The 15,802-nt window shown below is 42.2% G+C and carries 12 protein-coding genes; 7 read left to right on the top strand and 5 right to left on the bottom strand.

Annotation, left to right across the window (positions count from 1 at the left end):
- Nucleotides 1-39: 39 nt before the first annotated feature.
- Both WA381_RS10090 and WA381_RS10085 read left to right on the top strand, forming a co-directional pair.
- On the top strand, nucleotides 40-1,719 hold the full coding sequence (locus WA381_RS10090; protein WP_156086961.1) for a glycosyltransferase family 2 protein: 1,680 nt from the start codon (nucleotides 40-42) through the stop codon (nucleotides 1,717-1,719).
- A gap of 159 nt (nucleotides 1,720-1,878) precedes the next feature.
- A complete protein-coding gene (locus WA381_RS10085) occupies nucleotides 1,879-3,066 on the top strand; it encodes a nucleotide sugar dehydrogenase (protein WP_156086960.1) in 1,188 nt (395 codons plus the stop codon).
- Nucleotides 3,067-3,164: 98 nt separating this feature from the next.
- On the opposite strand, the gene WA381_RS10080 is transcribed toward WA381_RS10085, so the two are convergent.
- Nucleotides 3,165-4,571, bottom strand: a complete 1,407-nt coding sequence (locus WA381_RS10080) for a mannose-1-phosphate guanylyltransferase/mannose-6-phosphate isomerase (protein WP_156086959.1) — start codon at nucleotides 4,569-4,571, stop codon at nucleotides 3,165-3,167.
- A gap of 213 nt (nucleotides 4,572-4,784) precedes the next feature.
- On the opposite strand from WA381_RS10080, the gene WA381_RS10075 reads away from it, so the two are divergent.
- Nucleotides 4,785-7,157, top strand: coding sequence for an Ig-like domain-containing protein (locus WA381_RS10075; RefSeq protein WP_156086958.1), 2,373 nt, complete (start codon nucleotides 4,785-4,787; stop codon nucleotides 7,155-7,157).
- 76 nt (nucleotides 7,158-7,233) lie between these two features.
- Here WA381_RS10075 and WA381_RS10070 read toward each other — a convergent pair whose 3' ends face one another.
- A complete protein-coding gene (locus tag WA381_RS10070) occupies nucleotides 7,234-7,620 on the bottom strand; it encodes a type II toxin-antitoxin system VapC family toxin (RefSeq protein WP_156078876.1) in 387 nt (128 codons plus the stop codon).
- Entirely contained in the window at nucleotides 7,620-7,850 is a 231-nt protein-coding gene (locus WA381_RS10065; RefSeq protein WP_156078875.1) for a type II toxin-antitoxin system Phd/YefM family antitoxin, read from the bottom strand. The genes WA381_RS10070 and WA381_RS10065 overlap by 1 nt, the downstream gene beginning before the upstream one ends.
- 443 nt (nucleotides 7,851-8,293) lie before the next feature.
- Here WA381_RS10065 and WA381_RS10060 point away from each other — a divergent pair, with 443 nt between their 5' ends.
- On the top strand, nucleotides 8,294-8,968 hold the full coding sequence (locus tag WA381_RS10060; protein WP_156078874.1) for a YkgJ family cysteine cluster protein: 675 nt from the start codon (nucleotides 8,294-8,296) through the stop codon (nucleotides 8,966-8,968).
- 46 nt (nucleotides 8,969-9,014) lie between these two features.
- Here the strand turns inward: WA381_RS10060 and WA381_RS10055 are convergent, their stop codons facing one another.
- Nucleotides 9,015-9,905, bottom strand: coding sequence for a LysR family transcriptional regulator (locus WA381_RS10055; protein WP_101566000.1), 891 nt, complete (start codon nucleotides 9,903-9,905; stop codon nucleotides 9,015-9,017).
- A 197-nt stretch (nucleotides 9,906-10,102) separates the two neighbouring features.
- Here WA381_RS10055 and WA381_RS10050 point away from each other — a divergent pair, with 197 nt between their 5' ends.
- From WA381_RS10050 to WA381_RS10040, 3 genes are read left to right on the top strand one after another with little or no spacing between them, the layout of a single operon-like run.
- Nucleotides 10,103-11,830 carry an ABC transporter transmembrane domain-containing protein gene (locus WA381_RS10050; protein WP_156086957.1) on the top strand — a complete coding sequence of 576 codons (1,728 nt, stop codon included), beginning with the start codon at nucleotides 10,103-10,105 and terminating at the stop codon, nucleotides 11,828-11,830.
- Complete coding sequence (locus WA381_RS10045; RefSeq protein ID WP_014977505.1) at nucleotides 11,831-12,883, top strand: HlyD family secretion protein; 1,053 nt, start codon at nucleotides 11,831-11,833, stop codon at nucleotides 12,881-12,883.
- The gene (locus WA381_RS10040) at nucleotides 12,796-14,307 is read left to right on the top strand and encodes a TolC family protein (protein ID WP_231506575.1); all 1,512 of its coding nucleotides are present in this window, start codon (nucleotides 12,796-12,798) and stop codon (nucleotides 14,305-14,307) included. The genes WA381_RS10045 and WA381_RS10040 overlap by 88 nt, the downstream gene beginning before the upstream one ends.
- A gap of 168 nt (nucleotides 14,308-14,475) precedes the next feature.
- Here WA381_RS10040 and WA381_RS10035 read toward each other — a convergent pair whose 3' ends face one another.
- Nucleotides 14,476-15,285, bottom strand: a complete 810-nt coding sequence (locus tag WA381_RS10035; RefSeq protein WP_014950850.1) for a hypothetical protein — start codon at nucleotides 15,283-15,285, stop codon at nucleotides 14,476-14,478.
- Nucleotides 15,286-15,802 lie beyond the last annotated feature (517 nt).

The following is a 15,802-nucleotide window of genomic DNA, read 5'->3' as shown; positions in this document are numbered from 1 at the left end:
AAGCGGCTTTCTTTATTTTTAAGGCCCTAAATAGTCTACATGAAAAAAATTGCCATGCGGTCAGTGCGTGCCGCCCTTCAACTTATTCCTAAAAACTTAAAAAACAAGCTCAAACAAAATGAACGTTTAACTGGCTTGTATGTAAGGTCGGTAAGAAAGTCGGGGCTATTTTTCGATGCTCCAACACCTAACCAGACGCAGGCGTTGTACAATTATTGGCTTGAAGTAAATGAACCTGCTTTCTCAAAATCGATAACTAATATTGGCGAGTGGCAAGCAGTAATATTTGGCACCGACAACCAAGGCGTGACAGAGGGAAGCATTAAAACCCTTGGTGCGAAAACTTGCTTAATAACGGGCGAATTGGCGCTGGGTGCAATAGAACAGAAAATTTCACTGTTAGATGACAGGTTACCTACATTGTTGCTAAATGGAGGTGACCTATTAGAAAGCACTGCTATTTACCATCTTTTTGAAGCGTTAAAAGGTAATGATTTAGTCTATTGTGATACTGACGAATTGAGTAGTAATGGGACTAAAACGTCACCAAGGTTCTTACCAAGTTGGAACCCTGAGCTTCAATATTCTACGGGATATATCAATAGCGGGGTAATGATCAAAACTTCGCGGTTAAAGTCGCTACATATTTCTAATCAAACAACGATTGCTGAGGTCATTACTGAGCTTTCCTTATCTATCGATGACTTAGTGGTTAATCATATGCCGTTACCTTTGGTGCATCTTTCAGTCACAGAAAATAATGAAGCAAAATCGCTGGAACGTGTGAAGATGGTGATAGAAAGACATTCAAAAGCTACAGTCGAATTGGATGAAAAGTTTAACGTAAATCGACTTTGCTGGCCCAATACAAATCCACTGGTGAGCTTAATCATTCCCACGAAAAATGGGAAAACACTGGTTAAAGCTTGTATTGAATCAATTCTAGAAAAAACAACATATAAAAATTACGAGATATTGCTCATTGATAACGGCTCTGACGAGCAGGAAAGTATTGAGTACTTTGACTATTTAGACACTTTGGATAAGGTTCGAGTTCTTCGTTATCCAGCGCCATTTAATTACTCTGCAATTAATAACTTCGGTGTTGAACATGCAAGAGGTTCCATTCTTGGGTTAGTAAATAATGATATTGAGGTCATATCGCCTAATTGGCTAACATATATGGTTGGTCACGTTGAGCGAGAAAGCGTTGGCTGTGTTGGTGCAAAGTTGCTTTATTCCGATACGCGTATCCAGCACGCTGGTGTCGTATTAGGGTATGGTGGCGGAGCCGGGCACGCTCATAAGAATTTCCCTCGGTTTCATAATGGTTACTTAAAAAGGATAGTTGCTACAAGCAACTACAGTGCTGTAACCGCAGCGTGTTTATTAGTTAAACGCACGCATTTTGATGCCGTAAACGGTTTGAATGAAAAAGACCTTTCTGTTGCCTTTAACGATGTAGATTTTTGTTTAAAGGTTAAGGGCTTAGGCGTTAATAATGTTTACTGTGCAGAAGCAGAGCTTTTTCATCATGAATCGGTTAGTAGAGGCTTAGATATTTCACCTGAAAAAGCGGCCCGTTTTAACCGCGAATTATCGTATTTACAAACTACATGGTGTGCATTCATAAAGTGTGATCCGGCTTATAATCCAAACTTAACTCTCAAGCGAGAGAACTTCTCAATTAAAACTACTACCGAGTTAAAGATTGAGTGACAAAGGCATAGTTGATGCATGAGCATGAAACATAGTTTTGATACACTATTTCAAGAATTTGATAAGTTAGGCGTAGTGTTCATCATTGTTTAAAATTACTATGCAATATTAGTTGTATAGTTATCGAAATTTATTTGTATAAAACTGGAGAGAATTTAAATGGATAGTACTATGCAGAAGCTCAAAATAGCCGTAGCAGGCACAGGCTATGTGGGGCTTTCAAATGCAGTGTTACTTGCGCAGCACAATGAAGTGAAAGCAGTTGACTTGGTAGCTGAAAAAGTCGAAATGCTGAATAACAAAAAGTCTCCAATTGAAGACAAAGAGATAGCCGAATACCTGACAACAAAAGAGTTAAACCTTGTAGCAACGCTTGATGCGCAAGAAGCATATAAAGATGCTGACTATGTGGTAATTGCAACACCAACAGACTACGACCCGCAAACGAATTACTTTAATACTGGTAGTGTAGAAGCTGTTATTAGAACAGTGATGGAAGTAAACCCTGATGCAGTGATGATTGTAAAATCGACCGTACCGGTAGGCTTTACTAAAGATGCAAAAGCTCGTTTTGGATCTGAAAATATCATCTTTTCGCCTGAATTTTTGCGTGAAGGCAAAGCGCTTTACGACAACCTTTACCCAAGCCGTATCATCGTAGGCGAGCGTAGTGAGCGCGCGGAGGTTTTCGCAAAACTGCTTCAGCAAGGTGCAATAAAAGAGAACATCGATGTTTTATTTACCGACAGCACCGAAGCCGAAGCCATCAAGCTTTTCGCGAACACTTACTTAGCAATGCGTGTTGCGTACTTTAACGAACTAGATAGCTATGCAGAGCGTAATGGCTTAGACACTAAACAAATCATCGAAGGTGTCGGTTTAGACCCACGTATCGGCAATCATTACAACAACCCAAGTTTTGGTTACGGTGGTTATTGCTTACCAAAAGATACCAAACAGTTACTAGCTAACTACAGTGAAGTGCCTAATAACATGATTCAGGCTATTGTAGATGCTAACCGTACGCGTAAAGATTTTATCGCCGATTCAATTGTAAGCCGTGGCCCCAAAATTGTAGGTATTTATCGCCTTATCATGAAGTCTGGTTCTGATAACTTCCGAGCAAGTGCTATTCAAGGCATCATGAAACGTATTAAGGCGAAAGGTATTGAAGTGGTAGTATACGAGCCGGTACTTAAGGAAGAGGAGTTCTTCCGTTCTCGTGTGGTAAATGACTTAGACGAATTTAAGAAAATCTCTGACGTAATCGTAGCAAACCGTGTTACGGGCGATATCGAAGATGTACTAGATAAAGTATACAGCCGCGACTTGTTCAACGCTGACTAACCCAAGTTTGGGGTCAGAGTACATTTTTCCGTGTAAATTAAAAAAGCCAGGTTCATAACCTGGCTTTTTTTAGTTAGACAAACTGCCTTACACTGCATTTATTTATCAGACCGTCCATACCTGTCAGAAAAGCGAACAATGTCATCTTCCCCAAGATAAGCTCCAGATTGTACTTCAATTAGCTCTAGTGGAATCTTTCCTGGATTTTCTAATGCATGAACCGCCCCAATCGGAATATAGACAGATTCATTTTCCGTTAGCATTTGCGTTTCATCGCCTATTGTCACATTAGCTGTACCTGATACTACAACCCAGTGTTCAGCTCTATGATGATGCATTTGAACTGATAGTTTTTCGCCTGGCTTCACGGTAATACGCTTAACTTTAAAACGTCCACCATTGTCTATTGAATCGTAACTTCCCCAAGGTCTGAAAACTTCGCGGTGAAACTCAAATTCAGGGCGCTTTTCAGCTTTCAAACGGTTCACAACGGTTTTGATGTGTTCTGCGTTTTTCTTATTCGCCACCATCACAGCATCTTTGGTCTCAACTACAACCACGTCTTCTAGGCCAATAACTGCAACTAGGCTGTGCTCGGCATTCACATAGCTGTTAGTGGTGCCTTCTAATAAGGTGTCGCCAGTAGTTACATTGCCATTTGCGTCCTTTTCTCCCGTCTCCCAGAGAGACGACCAACTGCCTACATCAGACCAACCTGCATCTAGTGTTACCATCGCGGCTTCGGAAGTTTTTTCCATCACTGCATAATCGATAGAATCACTTGGGCATGAAGCAAAAATGTCTTTGTCTAGACGAACAAAGTCGAGATCTTTTTCGGTTTTTTCAATCGCCTTTTTACATACCGAATATATGTCAGGTGCGTGCACTTCCAGCGCCTTTAAAAATGCACTGGCTTTAAACATAAACATGCCGCTATTCCAAAAATACTCACCTGAACTTACGTATTGTGTTGCGGTAGGCATATCTGGCTTTTCAACAAATTCACTTACATCGAAGCCAATATTCAGTTTGTTTCCGGCTTTTATATAGCCGTAACCAGTATGAGGCTGAGTGGGGACAATACCGAAAGTAACTAACTTACCTTGTTCAGCTAGAGCCTGGGCTTCTCTAATTTTGGTACGAAACGTATCGCTATCTTTTATTAAGTGATCGGCGGCTAATACCAAAAGAACAGGATCTTCCCCGTTTTCGCTAGCTTGAAATGCAGCAAGTGCAATAGCTGGAGCTGTATTGCGACCAACTGGCTCTAAAAGAATGTCGCTGTTATCGACACTTATTTGTCGCATTTGCTCGGCAACAAGAAATCGATGTTCTTCGTTACAGATAATAGAAGGTGGCAAAGACTCTATGCCATTGAGTCTTAGTACAGTGTCTTGAATCATCGTTTTGTCAGAAGTAAGAGACAGGAACTGTTTTGGTAAAGCGGCGCGAGACTTTGGCCATAAGCGGCTTCCGGTACCACCTGCAAGAATGACTGGCTTCATTTGAATTCCCTAGTTTTCAAATACATTTTATGCATTCAGTATACTGAGTTATGGGCGAGATAAAAATATTTCGCCGTGCCTTTAATCGTTAGCCAAAAAAAGAGCATTTAATTTTCTAGTAGTTATCTTAATTATTGCTTAACAATAGGTTATATTCAGCAAGATAAATTCAAAGTCTCATAATAAATTATTTTAAATACAAGGACGTTCAAAATGAACAAAAGCATTATTGCTATTGCCGTTAGTTCAACTCTTCTTGCTGCCTGTGGCGGTTCCGACGACAACAACGAAGTACCAGTGCTTGTCGCAGACTCCGCGGTTACACTCAATGGTGACGCAGTATCTATTGATGCACTTGCGAATGATACCGATCCTGACGGTGATGCTTTAACGATATCGGCAGTTGGAGTGCCAGATGTTGGTGAAGCCGCTATCATCAATAATGAGATAGTGTACACACCTACAGCGTTGGCGATGGGCGAAGTCAGTTTTTCATACGATGTAACTGACGGTGAAAACACAGTAAGTTCAACGATTACAATCACGAATCAACAGTCTGTTTCTATTTCGAGTATTGCAACCGATGCGCCTTTAGCGAATGCAGAGGTGAGCGCGCTCGATGCAGGTGGAAATGTAATTGCTTCCGTGCAGGCCGGCGCGGATGGTCGATTCACGCTTCCTATTACTGTAAGTGCTGCGCCCGGCGATTTAATTCTTAATGCAGTGGGAACGGAAGAACAAGCCCATGTAACGCTATCATCACGAGTCGGTGACTTCACTACAATGCGTAACCTTAGCATCGAAAATAATACTGATGAACTTAACAGCGATCTATTTCCTGCAGGCAAAATAACTCATTTAAGTACGGCTATGGATGTACTTTATTCGGAGTATAAAGAGAACGGCGGCGAGGGAAGCTTCGATACGTTTGCAAGTGAAGTGGACTTCGAAAAGGTTTTAGGATTGGCCAGCTTCATAAAAGTTCTTGCTGATAATAGCGAGTTCTCTGTTCCTGAAGGTATGAGCACCTTGTCGTTTTTTACTGGAAGCCTAGTCGATGCGCTAAGCACCATCCGAAAGTATGTTGATAGCATGGGACTGTTAAACGAAGACGGAACTTATAACGAGGCTTATGTAGAAGCAATTAATGCTGCCCGAGCAGAAACTCTCGAAGATGAATCGTTACAGCAAAATTACGTAGATACCGACATTGCGGGTGCGGTTTTTGCGACTTACTACCACTCAGAGCAGCAAGCTGGCAAAGGCATGACAGCTTACACGTTCAATGCAGATGGCAGCGGAGAAAAAACGTCTGCGGAAAATGCATTTAATATTTATTCAGATGAATTTAACTGGAGTGTTGTAGACGGAAACTTGCTTATTGAAGAGCTGGATGAATCACTCATAGCTTATTTTGTGTTTCTTGACGAAGAAATCTATGATCGATTTGATGAAGAAACAGCTTCCGAGATACTTAGTTATGTTCATGAATATGGCATTGAGTATTGGAAAACAGAGCGAACCACAGTGGGCGAACGTATAGAATTGCTAACACAATCCGGCGGTCACGCACTTGCTGTGTTAACAACTACCACTGAGCTTTCCATCACACCGATGGATGACATTCAGGATAAACCCACGTTTACTACTACGTACGAAACTACCACAAATGTTAAATACACCAACACTACTGCATCTACGTTTACCGTAACCGAGGAAGACCTGCTTGCATCACCTTGGGTATTTGCTTATCAAGGAAGTTATACGTATGACAAAGACTACTTAAATGAAGATGAGCGTACTGAAGCTGGTATTTTAAACGACCAGTTCACATTTAAAGATGATAATACCTTTACGTCTCTTGTTTTTGGTGTACAAGGAACATGGCAGCTAAATGATGGTGTTATAGACATTGAATTGGAAGATATGTCTTTCACAGTTACGCCCTTTAAAGCGCAGAATAATTTCGTGCTGGCGCTTTATGAATTTGACAATGATGGCGTAGCGATTAAATACACTGGCGATATGCACGCCATAGACTATGAGTTGGCAGAAGACTTCAGCATTGAGAGCTCATTACCTAATGTTTGGATGTCTTCTTACAATGAAGCACGTTTCGTAGATGGTGTACCGTTACCTGACGACTTATTTGCTTATTACTTTGAATCTGACGGTACTGCAGGAAGAGTCTATTCACCTAGTGAGGAGTCTTACTTTGTAGGAGATCGTGAACTTTATAACTTCCAATGGACCGCAGACGACAACGAGGTCAACATCATTGGGTTACGCGAAAATAACGCGTTTACTTTCAACAGAGAATACACTTGGAAACTACTGGGCTCAAAGCAAGAAGGTGTTGTTACAATACTTGAAATGCAGGCTAATAAGGTTGCTTATAATGATGAGTATACTGATTCTGACGATTTTGTTTTCAACATACTCCCTCGTTTGAGTTTCACCTTTAAATTGAACCTTGAAGAACAATATCCTGAATTTTGGGAAAATACAGACGTAGGTAGTTTAAGCGCGCCTGAAAGCCCAGCTGGCATTGCTCTGTCGTTTTCTTCGGAGTTGATAGCTCGATAGTTCAGTGAAGTAATGGCGCTAGTGCATTAAAGCTAGCGCCAACGCTTTTCAGTTACCGGAAACACCGACACAACTATCACTTTAAAGCGTCAATCAATCTAACCCCGTAAGCGGGAAAGTGTTCGTCTTTCGTTAGTATTTGCAATCCTTCAGCTTGAGCTTGAGCAATCAGCATTCTGTCAAATGGATCGCGGTGGTGCATTGGCAACCTCCCCGCTTGCTGGCCGTGAAATAAATTGATAGGTAAGGCACTAAAACCTAACTCTTCGATAACCGACTCAATATCATCTGGTGCCGTAAGTTTTCCCAATTGCTGCTTTATCGACATTTCCCAAACAGACGCGGCGCTGATATAAATGTCGTTTTCAGTATTAGAGATATGCTTTTGAGCGTTATGACCTAATTGCTCATCTCCACTCATCCACCAAACTAAAACGTGGGTATCTAGTAAGATTCTTTTCATTACAAACCGAACATATTTGCTATATCTTCGTTAACCTCTTTTGAGTCGAAGTCTTCAGTAGCATGAACTTGGCCTTTGAATTGCCCAAAAGTTCGTTTTTTTGCTGTTTTATACGGCACTAGCTTCACTGCTGGTTTTCCCGACTTGGCAATAACTACTTCTTCACCGGCCTCTGCCCGTTCGACAAGTTGGGATAACTTACTTTTTGCTTCATGCATATTGGCTTGCATTTAAAATTCCTTATGGACTTAGCTAAACTTAGCTATAATAATAGTTTGAAAAATCAACAGTTGCAATCGCGTCTTCTACTCAGCTCAAATCTAACGCTTGTAGCTCCAAAATCTGACAAGCAGCCAAAGCAAATACCTACCGTGTCAATGCTACGGTTCCCTTGAGCATTAAAGATCATTCACAAAAAACTTCCCAAATCCCAAAATCCAAAATAGAATCCGCACCAATTCAACCCCTGCCATTAAGCCTCAAGCTTACGCACACCCGGCGGGGAAGAAGCATGCTTTAAAATATTGGGGTCAGAGTACATTTCTTCCTCCAGTACGATCTGTCAATTTGGTTGCCAAAATCAATAATCAGAATGTTGAGTTCATGCTACCTATTACATTACACCAGCATGAACATGTATTTGTTTTAGTTTGCTTTTACTAGCGGAGTCGTTATGAATAGGCTGCGTGAGCTGTCCAGCCAAGTGATGGATGTTTACCAATCTCTTTCCCAAGAATTCAGTGCATATCAATCTAGCCAGTCACTAAACTGTGTTGAGAAATGTGGTGCATGTTGCAATAACCCCGACATTGAAGTGTCGCCATTGGAGATGCTGCCTTTAGCACTTCATCTGTTTGATACAGGACGGGCTGAACAGGCGTTTGACGAGCTAGACAGCTACAGCGGCTTCGCCTGTAAACAATATCAACGCTTAAGTTTGGACGGTAAAGAAGGCTACTGCGGAATTTACGAATACCGACCTGGCATTTGCCGTATGTTCGGTGCAGCAGGTTATAAAACCAAATCTGGCGAAGCCACACTTTCGGTGTGTAAACCAATTAAGCAAGCTGTACCAGAGAAGTATGCGGCCGCGCTGATTGCTATACAGCCACAGCATTTAGATATCTTTGAAAAGCGATTTGTGGATGATATTGCCGCAAATAGTGAGGTTCGAGTTACATCGACAAAGCCGCCAATGATCGCAGAAGGCAGACAAAAACTTGCTCAAATAGATTATGAATTGGGGGAAAGACTTATTCCTATTAATGACGCACTACGTTTTGTGTTAGAAAAAATTCTAACACTGAATTTTTATGCTCAAGATATAGACGGTGGTGTTGCTGCTTAAATTAAGTGGGGGCAGAAAATGTACTCTGACCCCACCATTAAGTGCACTACGTTAGAATTCCGCGAGCGGCTTCTACGATTGCCTCACTAATAGTGTAGTCAGCACGGCTTTTGCCAGTAATGGCATAGTATCTCTCATTTAATGTGCTTGCGTTACCAATACAGTGCACGCCATATTGCTCTTCTACATGCTTTGAAATTGCCGATGGTGCGCAGAAAACACCGAAGTCTTCGCTGCCAAAAAGTTTGAGCAAAGCAGTATCGTCAAATTCGGCTACAACTTTAGGGTACAGCTGTTCTGTCTCAAGCCAACTTGTAAGTGCTTGCCGTATTCCTGAAGTATTACCCTGAATTAGCAACGGCATTTGATTTAAACACTCTGGAAAAGTCTGTTCTTCAGTAAGCGGTGCTCTAGCAAAGAAGCTCAACGAACTTTCGCCCAAGAAAAAACTATTGGCGCTTATTTGTGTACCAGGGGCTATGCCTCTGTCTGCTAGAATGAAATCGATGGCGTTAATGGCGAGCTCTTTCAACAAACCGTCGAAGCTATCCTCTTTTATCACGTATTTAACCTGTGAAAACCTACGCATGGTGGCATGCACAAAGTCGTAAAAAAGCACTTTTGGAATACCATTAGTAATACCTATCACAAATTCTTTCGTATTCACTTCATCGCTATTGTTAAGTATTTCAGCTAGTTGATTGCCTTTATGAAATATTTCGCTGGCATACTGATAACTTACTTTACCTCGCGCGTTCAGGTATAGGCGCTTATTTATTCTATCAAAGAGAGAATAACCTAGCTGATTTTCGAAGGTGCTTAGTTGCCCGCTTACGGTTTGCGGGGTAACGTGGAGTAATTTAGCGGCTTTCGCAATGCTACCCTCACGGGCAACAAGATAGAAATAATATAAATGATGGTAGTTTAGGTGATGCATACTTTAACAAGCTACTCGACTATTAAGGTATTAGGGGCAAGAAATGTACTCTGACCCCATTTTTTTCGATGAACTATTAAGAATATAACAGATTTATTCTAACTAACTATTGCAATACACTATCTAGCGTTGTTTTTGTACGATTAAAAACGGCGCGTCACTGATTTTTAAGCTAGCGGTATATTGAAGACATAACTATGGCTAAACCAATTGATTTACGTAAAACGCGAAAGACCTTATTTTCGCTATTGAAACCAGAGGCTGGCTTTTTTTGGGTTGCTATCGCATACGGCGTAGCAATAAGTTTAATGACCCTTGCGGTACCTATAGCGGTTCAAACGCTGATTAACAGTATCGCCAATATCGGTTCAACTCGGGCAGTTATCATATTGGCCGTCATTCTATTTCTTACTTTATTTATATCTGGCGTATTTAGCGCGCTTCGTATGCGAGTGATGGAGTTCTACGAGCGTAAAGTGTACGCTCGACTCACCGCAGACTTAGGGTTAAAAACTATTCTCGCGCCCCACAGTTTTTTTGAAGGTCGACAAAACGTTAGCATTACACAGCGCTACTTCGACATAATGACTTTTCAAAAGAATATGCCGTCTTTAATGATTGATGGTTTCGCGCTTGTACTACAGATGCTGGTAGGTTTCACACTAGTATCATTCTACCACCCAGCGCTTTTCGCGTTTAATGTGGTGCTTTTACTTACCATGTATGCGGTTTGGAAAATTTGGGGGCGTGGTGCTAAGCGCACGGCTATTGAATTGTCTAACGCGAAATACGATTCTGCAAAGTGGCTACACGATATTGCAATTGCTCACGAATTCTTTAAGTCAGCTGATCATGTTGAATACGCAGGGCGCAGCACCGAAGGTTATATCAGTAACTATGTGAAAAAGCACAAAAGCCACTTTCACTACACCTTTTCGCAGGTGGTTATGTTTCTATTGATGTATGCCGTGGCGAGTGCTTCGCTACTTGGTATCGGTGGTGTTCTGGTTGTACAAGGCGAGCTTTCTATTGGTCAGCTAGTGGCTGCTGAGCTTGTGATGTCTGCTGTTTTCTTTGGGTTGTCTCGCTTTACCCAATATTTAAAACTTTACTATGAGTTATATGGCGCTGCCGAGAAGCTGGGTGGCGCTCTTGACATGCCGCAGGAAGAGCTCAATACCTCGGAACATATACCAGCTTCTTCTAAATTGGTGTTTAACGATGTTGAACTTAAACATGGTAATGATGCGTGCCACCTCAATGTTATCTTCGAACCTGGCACTAAGTATTTTGTTACTACTGATAAAAGTTGGGTGCAGAAGCAACTGCTAGGATTGCTGAAGCAATATGACCGCGTTAAATCGGGCGACATCTTGTTAGGAGAGCTTAGTCTAAACGATTACGACACCCATGAGTTACGGCAGGCCGTCACCATTCTAGATCGTTCTTTAATTATCGAAGTTTCTGTAGAGCGCTACTTAAAGTTGGCACATCCTCAGGCAACCATCGCGGATATTCGCGCTGCGCTTGAGGAAGTAGAAATGACCAAAGTGATAGATAGCTTACCAGAGGGTTTGCAGACTAAAGTATCCGTATTAGGGGCACCGCTGCAGCCATTGGAGTTTTTGTTGCTTAAACTTGCCGCCGCAATTATTGGTAAACCTAAGCTGCTCATTTTGAATCAGCACTTCGACGCAATACCGGTAGAGTTGAGGGCGCGACTTCTACGACGCTTAAGTAAATATGATTTTACCGTCATGTATTTTACCAATATGCCACTGCCAGATTGTTTCGAAGGTGTGTTGCATCTGCACGATAACGCAACCGCAATGTTAAATGAGTATTCAAATGGTGAGTCGCCGATTAGTGCTGCTAACGCAAATGAGAGCAGCACGGCTTCAAAGAACAATAAGGAGGGTGAGTAAGTGAATCACGCAGAACGTCGCTTTTTAGATAACATCACTTCATTGCCTTCATTGAAAGTGCCAAAGCTTCATCGTGTAATTACCGGAGTTATCATCTTCTTGGTGTTGGCAGCTGGGCTAATTTTGTATTTCACACCATGGATCCAAACGGCTTATGGCACCGGTATGGTCGACTCGCTCGATCCTAAAGACAGAACCCAACCGATAAATGCGTTAGTTGATGGACAAGTAAAGCAGTGGCACGTAAGGGAAGGCCAACAAATAAAGGCCGGCGAGCCAATCGTTACGTTAATCGATATTGATGCGCAGCGACTTGAGAAGCTGCGATCTCAGCTTTCAGCAGCGAACTTAAAGAATCAAGCTAATGAAACAGCAGTAAGAAATGCTGAGAACAACCTGGCGCGTCAACAGTCTCTGCAAGAGCAAGGGCTGGTATCACGTAAAGAAGTAGAACAGGCCGAGATAAAAGTGCAGGAACTGCGAGCAAAAGCTGCCGCCTCCGTTTCGGAAATTAATGAAGTAAGCATGATTTTATCTCGTCAATCGACGCAAACTAAATATGCACCCGTTGATGGTACGGTTGTTCGGTTGCTATCAGGCGGTGTGTCAACGTTCGTAAAGTCGGGTGATATTCTTGGGCAGTTTATTCCAGCAGATGCGAAACGCAGCGTTCGCGTTACCGTGAGAGGGTTAGACGCACCGCTGGTTAAGCCTGGTGCAAAGGCGCGTTTGCAGTTTGATGGCTGGCCTGTTTTTCAGTTTAGTGGATGGCCGGGTAGTGCAATAGGGACCTTTGGTGGTGAAGTTGTGTATGTAGAGCCTGTTGCTAATGCTACTGGCGATTTTAACGTGTGGATTAGACCTGACGAGTCTGATATTCCTTGGCCGGCTGAAAGTTCTGCGCGTTTGGGAAGCCGGGTTAAAGCCTGGGTGCTATTAGAAGAGGTGCGTCTAGGTTACGAGATGTGGCGACAGTTGAACAACTTCCCGCCATTGCCAACGCAAGAGCCTACTACCGGTGGAGCCAAGGGGGCTGGGGCATCAATATGGTAATTCGAAGGTTTACATTAGCAGTGCTTGCAACTGTTGCGGTTATTAGCACTCATGTTTCTGATGCAGCAGCGCAAAACAAAAATACTAGGCAAGCACCATCAATCGATGCACTTATCCAGAGTATGGTGAACTATCATCCCTACGTTAGGGCGATAAATGAAGGAAACTATCAAGCTGCAGCCGAGTTAGAAATAGCAAGAAGCAGTTTTGATCCGTTTATAGAGCAGAAAACCAGTAGCCGCGTTAGCGGATATTACGATGGTACTAATTTAACGCAGCGCTTTTCTAATCCGTTCGAAGACTTTAATGGCTCAGTTTATACCGAGTATCGTATATCAGACGGTGATTTTCCAGTGTACGAAGCCGATTACGAAACCTTGTCTGGCGGCGAGGCTAGTGTGGGCATTGCCATCTCCCTACTTAAAAACAGAGAACTGGATAAGCGTAGAACGGAGTTAGCCAATGCAGGGCTAGCGACTTCACAATGGCAAGCGTTAGCGACAAGTTTAATTAATGACTTTGTTTACAAAGGGGTTAGTGAATATGTTGCGTGGTACGAAAGCGCATTGCAGGTCAATGCCGTTACAGAGTTGCTTAACACCGCAACACAACGTGAAAGAGCGTTGGTGACCCGCGTAGAGAAAGGAGATTTAGCCAATATTGTGCTGACAGAATTTAAAGCCAACATTTTGCAACAGCGCCTTTTGCTTGCCGAGCTTAAGCAAAAGCGAGACGCACATGCTCAAATGCTTTCTTTTTATTGGCGTTCACCTAAGGGAGATATGTTGATAGTAGATGAAGCGAATCCGCCTAAAGATATCAACTGGCCTTTCTGGGTTGGTAACGGTCAGCTTATGACTCTTCGCAATGCCCTTCGTAATCACCCTGAACTTGATGTGATGAAATTAGAACAGCAGGTGGTAAATAACAAGGCTGCGCTGGCTAGTAACGCGTTATTGCCGAAGTTAGATTTAAAAGCATCGGTTGCAAGAGATATCGGTTCTGGTCCGTCAAATTTAGACGGTACCGAAACAAAAGTAGGTCTGTCGTTTTCCTACCCTTTAGGAAACAGGAAGGCGAAAGCTGAACAAGCCCAATTACAGTCAAAGCAAAGAGAGCTAGAGCACAAGCTAACCTCTACTGAGCAAGCGATAACTCAGCGTTTTGAACAAGCGCTAGTTTATTGGGGGCAGGCGAAAGACATTGTTGCTCTTCAAAGTGAAAATGCGGCGCTAGCGAAAACCCTTTCTAAAGTAGAAAAAACACGTTTCGATGCAGGTGACAGTGATATGTTCGTGTTAAATGCGCGCGCACAAAATGAAATTAAGGCCCGAATAAAAGAGATAAAAGCGAAAGTGGACTTACTAAAGGCAGAACTAACCCTTTATAAAGAAGCCGCTATGTTGCACTCCCTTAACAACTGAGCTTTTTTGAAAACATCGAGTTTAATTGTGAGGTAGGCTTGGTTGCTATCGCTTGCTGCTTGTTGTTAAAAAGCAGGTAAGGGTTGAAAATACTAGTACAGCTATAAACAAAAACGGCGTATTGAGTAAATCGATACGCCGTTTTTTTAAAAATCAATTAGTAGGGGGTTAATTGCCCAGTGCACTATTAAAGTCGTCTTCGCTTAGTCCGGCAGACATAGCGTATTCTTTTAACTTATCCTGAGATACACCCGCGTGTTGCGCAGTATTTAAAATACGCATTACTTGTTCACGCTGCTGCGCAGACTCTCTCACCGCCGTTTCAACTACCGTTTCTGCTTCGTTAGGAAACACGGCCAGAAGCGCATCCACTACATACTCACCAACAAAAGGAACAGCATTCAATGCGCTTGTCATGATATCGACAATCTTATTTGGATGTTCTTGCGATAATGTCTGAACAATACTGTCTGCTGCGTCAGGTTGAGTAAGCACGGCAACGCGTACAATCTCATCTAGCTCTTCAGGTGTTGAAACCGCAGCAGCCTGCACAACAAAGTCGACATAAGTCGGCTCTGCTTTTATCGCTAACTGAACAATGTTAGGGCAGCTACTTACTTCTTTCTCAATAGCCAGCTGTACAATCTCTTCAGTAGACGCAGGTTGTGCAGAGATAGCAGCAAAAATGATCTCTCTGTATTTGTCTGGATAGGTATCTAAAGCAATATCCACAATAGACACAATCTCTTGCGGATAATGACCAGCGATTGAACTGATTGCTCGGCCAACCGACATAGTTTGGTTTACTTGACGTCTTAAGAAGGCGGTTTGAAAATGATTTGACTCGTCAGCACTTTCTACATTCGCTGACGCAGGTGGCTGAGCAACATCATTTGAGGATAATTCTTGTGCCATTGCTGTATGACTAACATGAGTTGCTAGTATTGCCGCAGACAGCAGTGTAAGAGTTCGTAACATAAACCCACCTTTATAATTATTGCGTAGTCAATTTCTGACACCACCAGTATTAATACATTTATAAAGAACACAAAGCATAGGTCATTTACGCTTATATACATTCTTATACGTATTCCTTTACGCAAGCCTTAATATCTATCGCTAATATTAAGCATTAATATAATAACGGCAGGATCAAATACTACTTTAAGAACTACTACTTTATAGGATCTGAATTCCTATCCTATTAGTAATTAGTCCATATTGTCTACTAATTATCACATTTGAGCGAAAAATAGACGGTTAGTTCAGTTTTTTCAACTTTTTCAAAATAAGTGTTGACGTGAGCGCTCATTTCCCTAAAATGCGCATCCGCTTCGGGGGAAAAGCAAAACAGCAAGCCTCCTGAAGTAAGTCTCTACTACCTTTATAGGCCAGTAAAGACGGGAGTTTAGAAGAAACGCTTCAGAAAATAAATTTTCAAAAAGTGTTGACAACGAAAACTTCCAGCGTATAATGCGCACCTCACTCGAACAGG

Source organism: Alteromonas sp. CH_MED4-4 (assembly GCF_037029575.1).
Lineage (GTDB): Bacteria > Pseudomonadota > Gammaproteobacteria > Enterobacterales > Alteromonadaceae > Alteromonas > Alteromonas macleodii.
Note: the sequence above shows the minus strand (reverse complement) of the source record. Positions and strands in the feature narration are given on the sequence as shown.

Coding starts and splice junctions, on each gene's coding strand:
- WA381_RS10050 (WP_156086957.1), top strand. CDS start 10,103: ATGGCTAAACCAATTGATTTACGTAAAACGCGAAAGACCTTATTTTCG.
- WA381_RS10035 (WP_014950850.1), bottom strand. CDS start 15,285: ATGTTACGAACTCTTACACTGCTGTCTGCGGCAATACTAGCAACTCAT.
- WA381_RS10085 (WP_156086960.1), top strand. CDS start 1,879: ATGGATAGTACTATGCAGAAGCTCAAAATAGCCGTAGCAGGCACAGGC.
- WA381_RS10080 (WP_156086959.1), bottom strand. CDS start 4,571: ATGAAGCCAGTCATTCTTGCAGGTGGTACCGGAAGCCGCTTATGGCCA.
- WA381_RS10055 (WP_101566000.1), bottom strand. CDS start 9,905: ATGCATCACCTAAACTACCATCATTTATATTATTTCTATCTTGTTGCC.
- WA381_RS10065 (WP_156078875.1), bottom strand. CDS start 7,850: ATGCAAGCCAATATGCATGAAGCAAAAAGTAAGTTATCCCAACTTGTC.
- WA381_RS10090 (WP_156086961.1), top strand. CDS start 40: ATGAAAAAAATTGCCATGCGGTCAGTGCGTGCCGCCCTTCAACTTATT.
- WA381_RS10060 (WP_156078874.1), top strand. CDS start 8,294: ATGAATAGGCTGCGTGAGCTGTCCAGCCAAGTGATGGATGTTTACCAA.
- WA381_RS10070 (WP_156078876.1), bottom strand. CDS start 7,620: ATGAAAAGAATCTTACTAGATACCCACGTTTTAGTTTGGTGGATGAGT.
- WA381_RS10075 (WP_156086958.1), top strand. CDS start 4,785: ATGAACAAAAGCATTATTGCTATTGCCGTTAGTTCAACTCTTCTTGCT.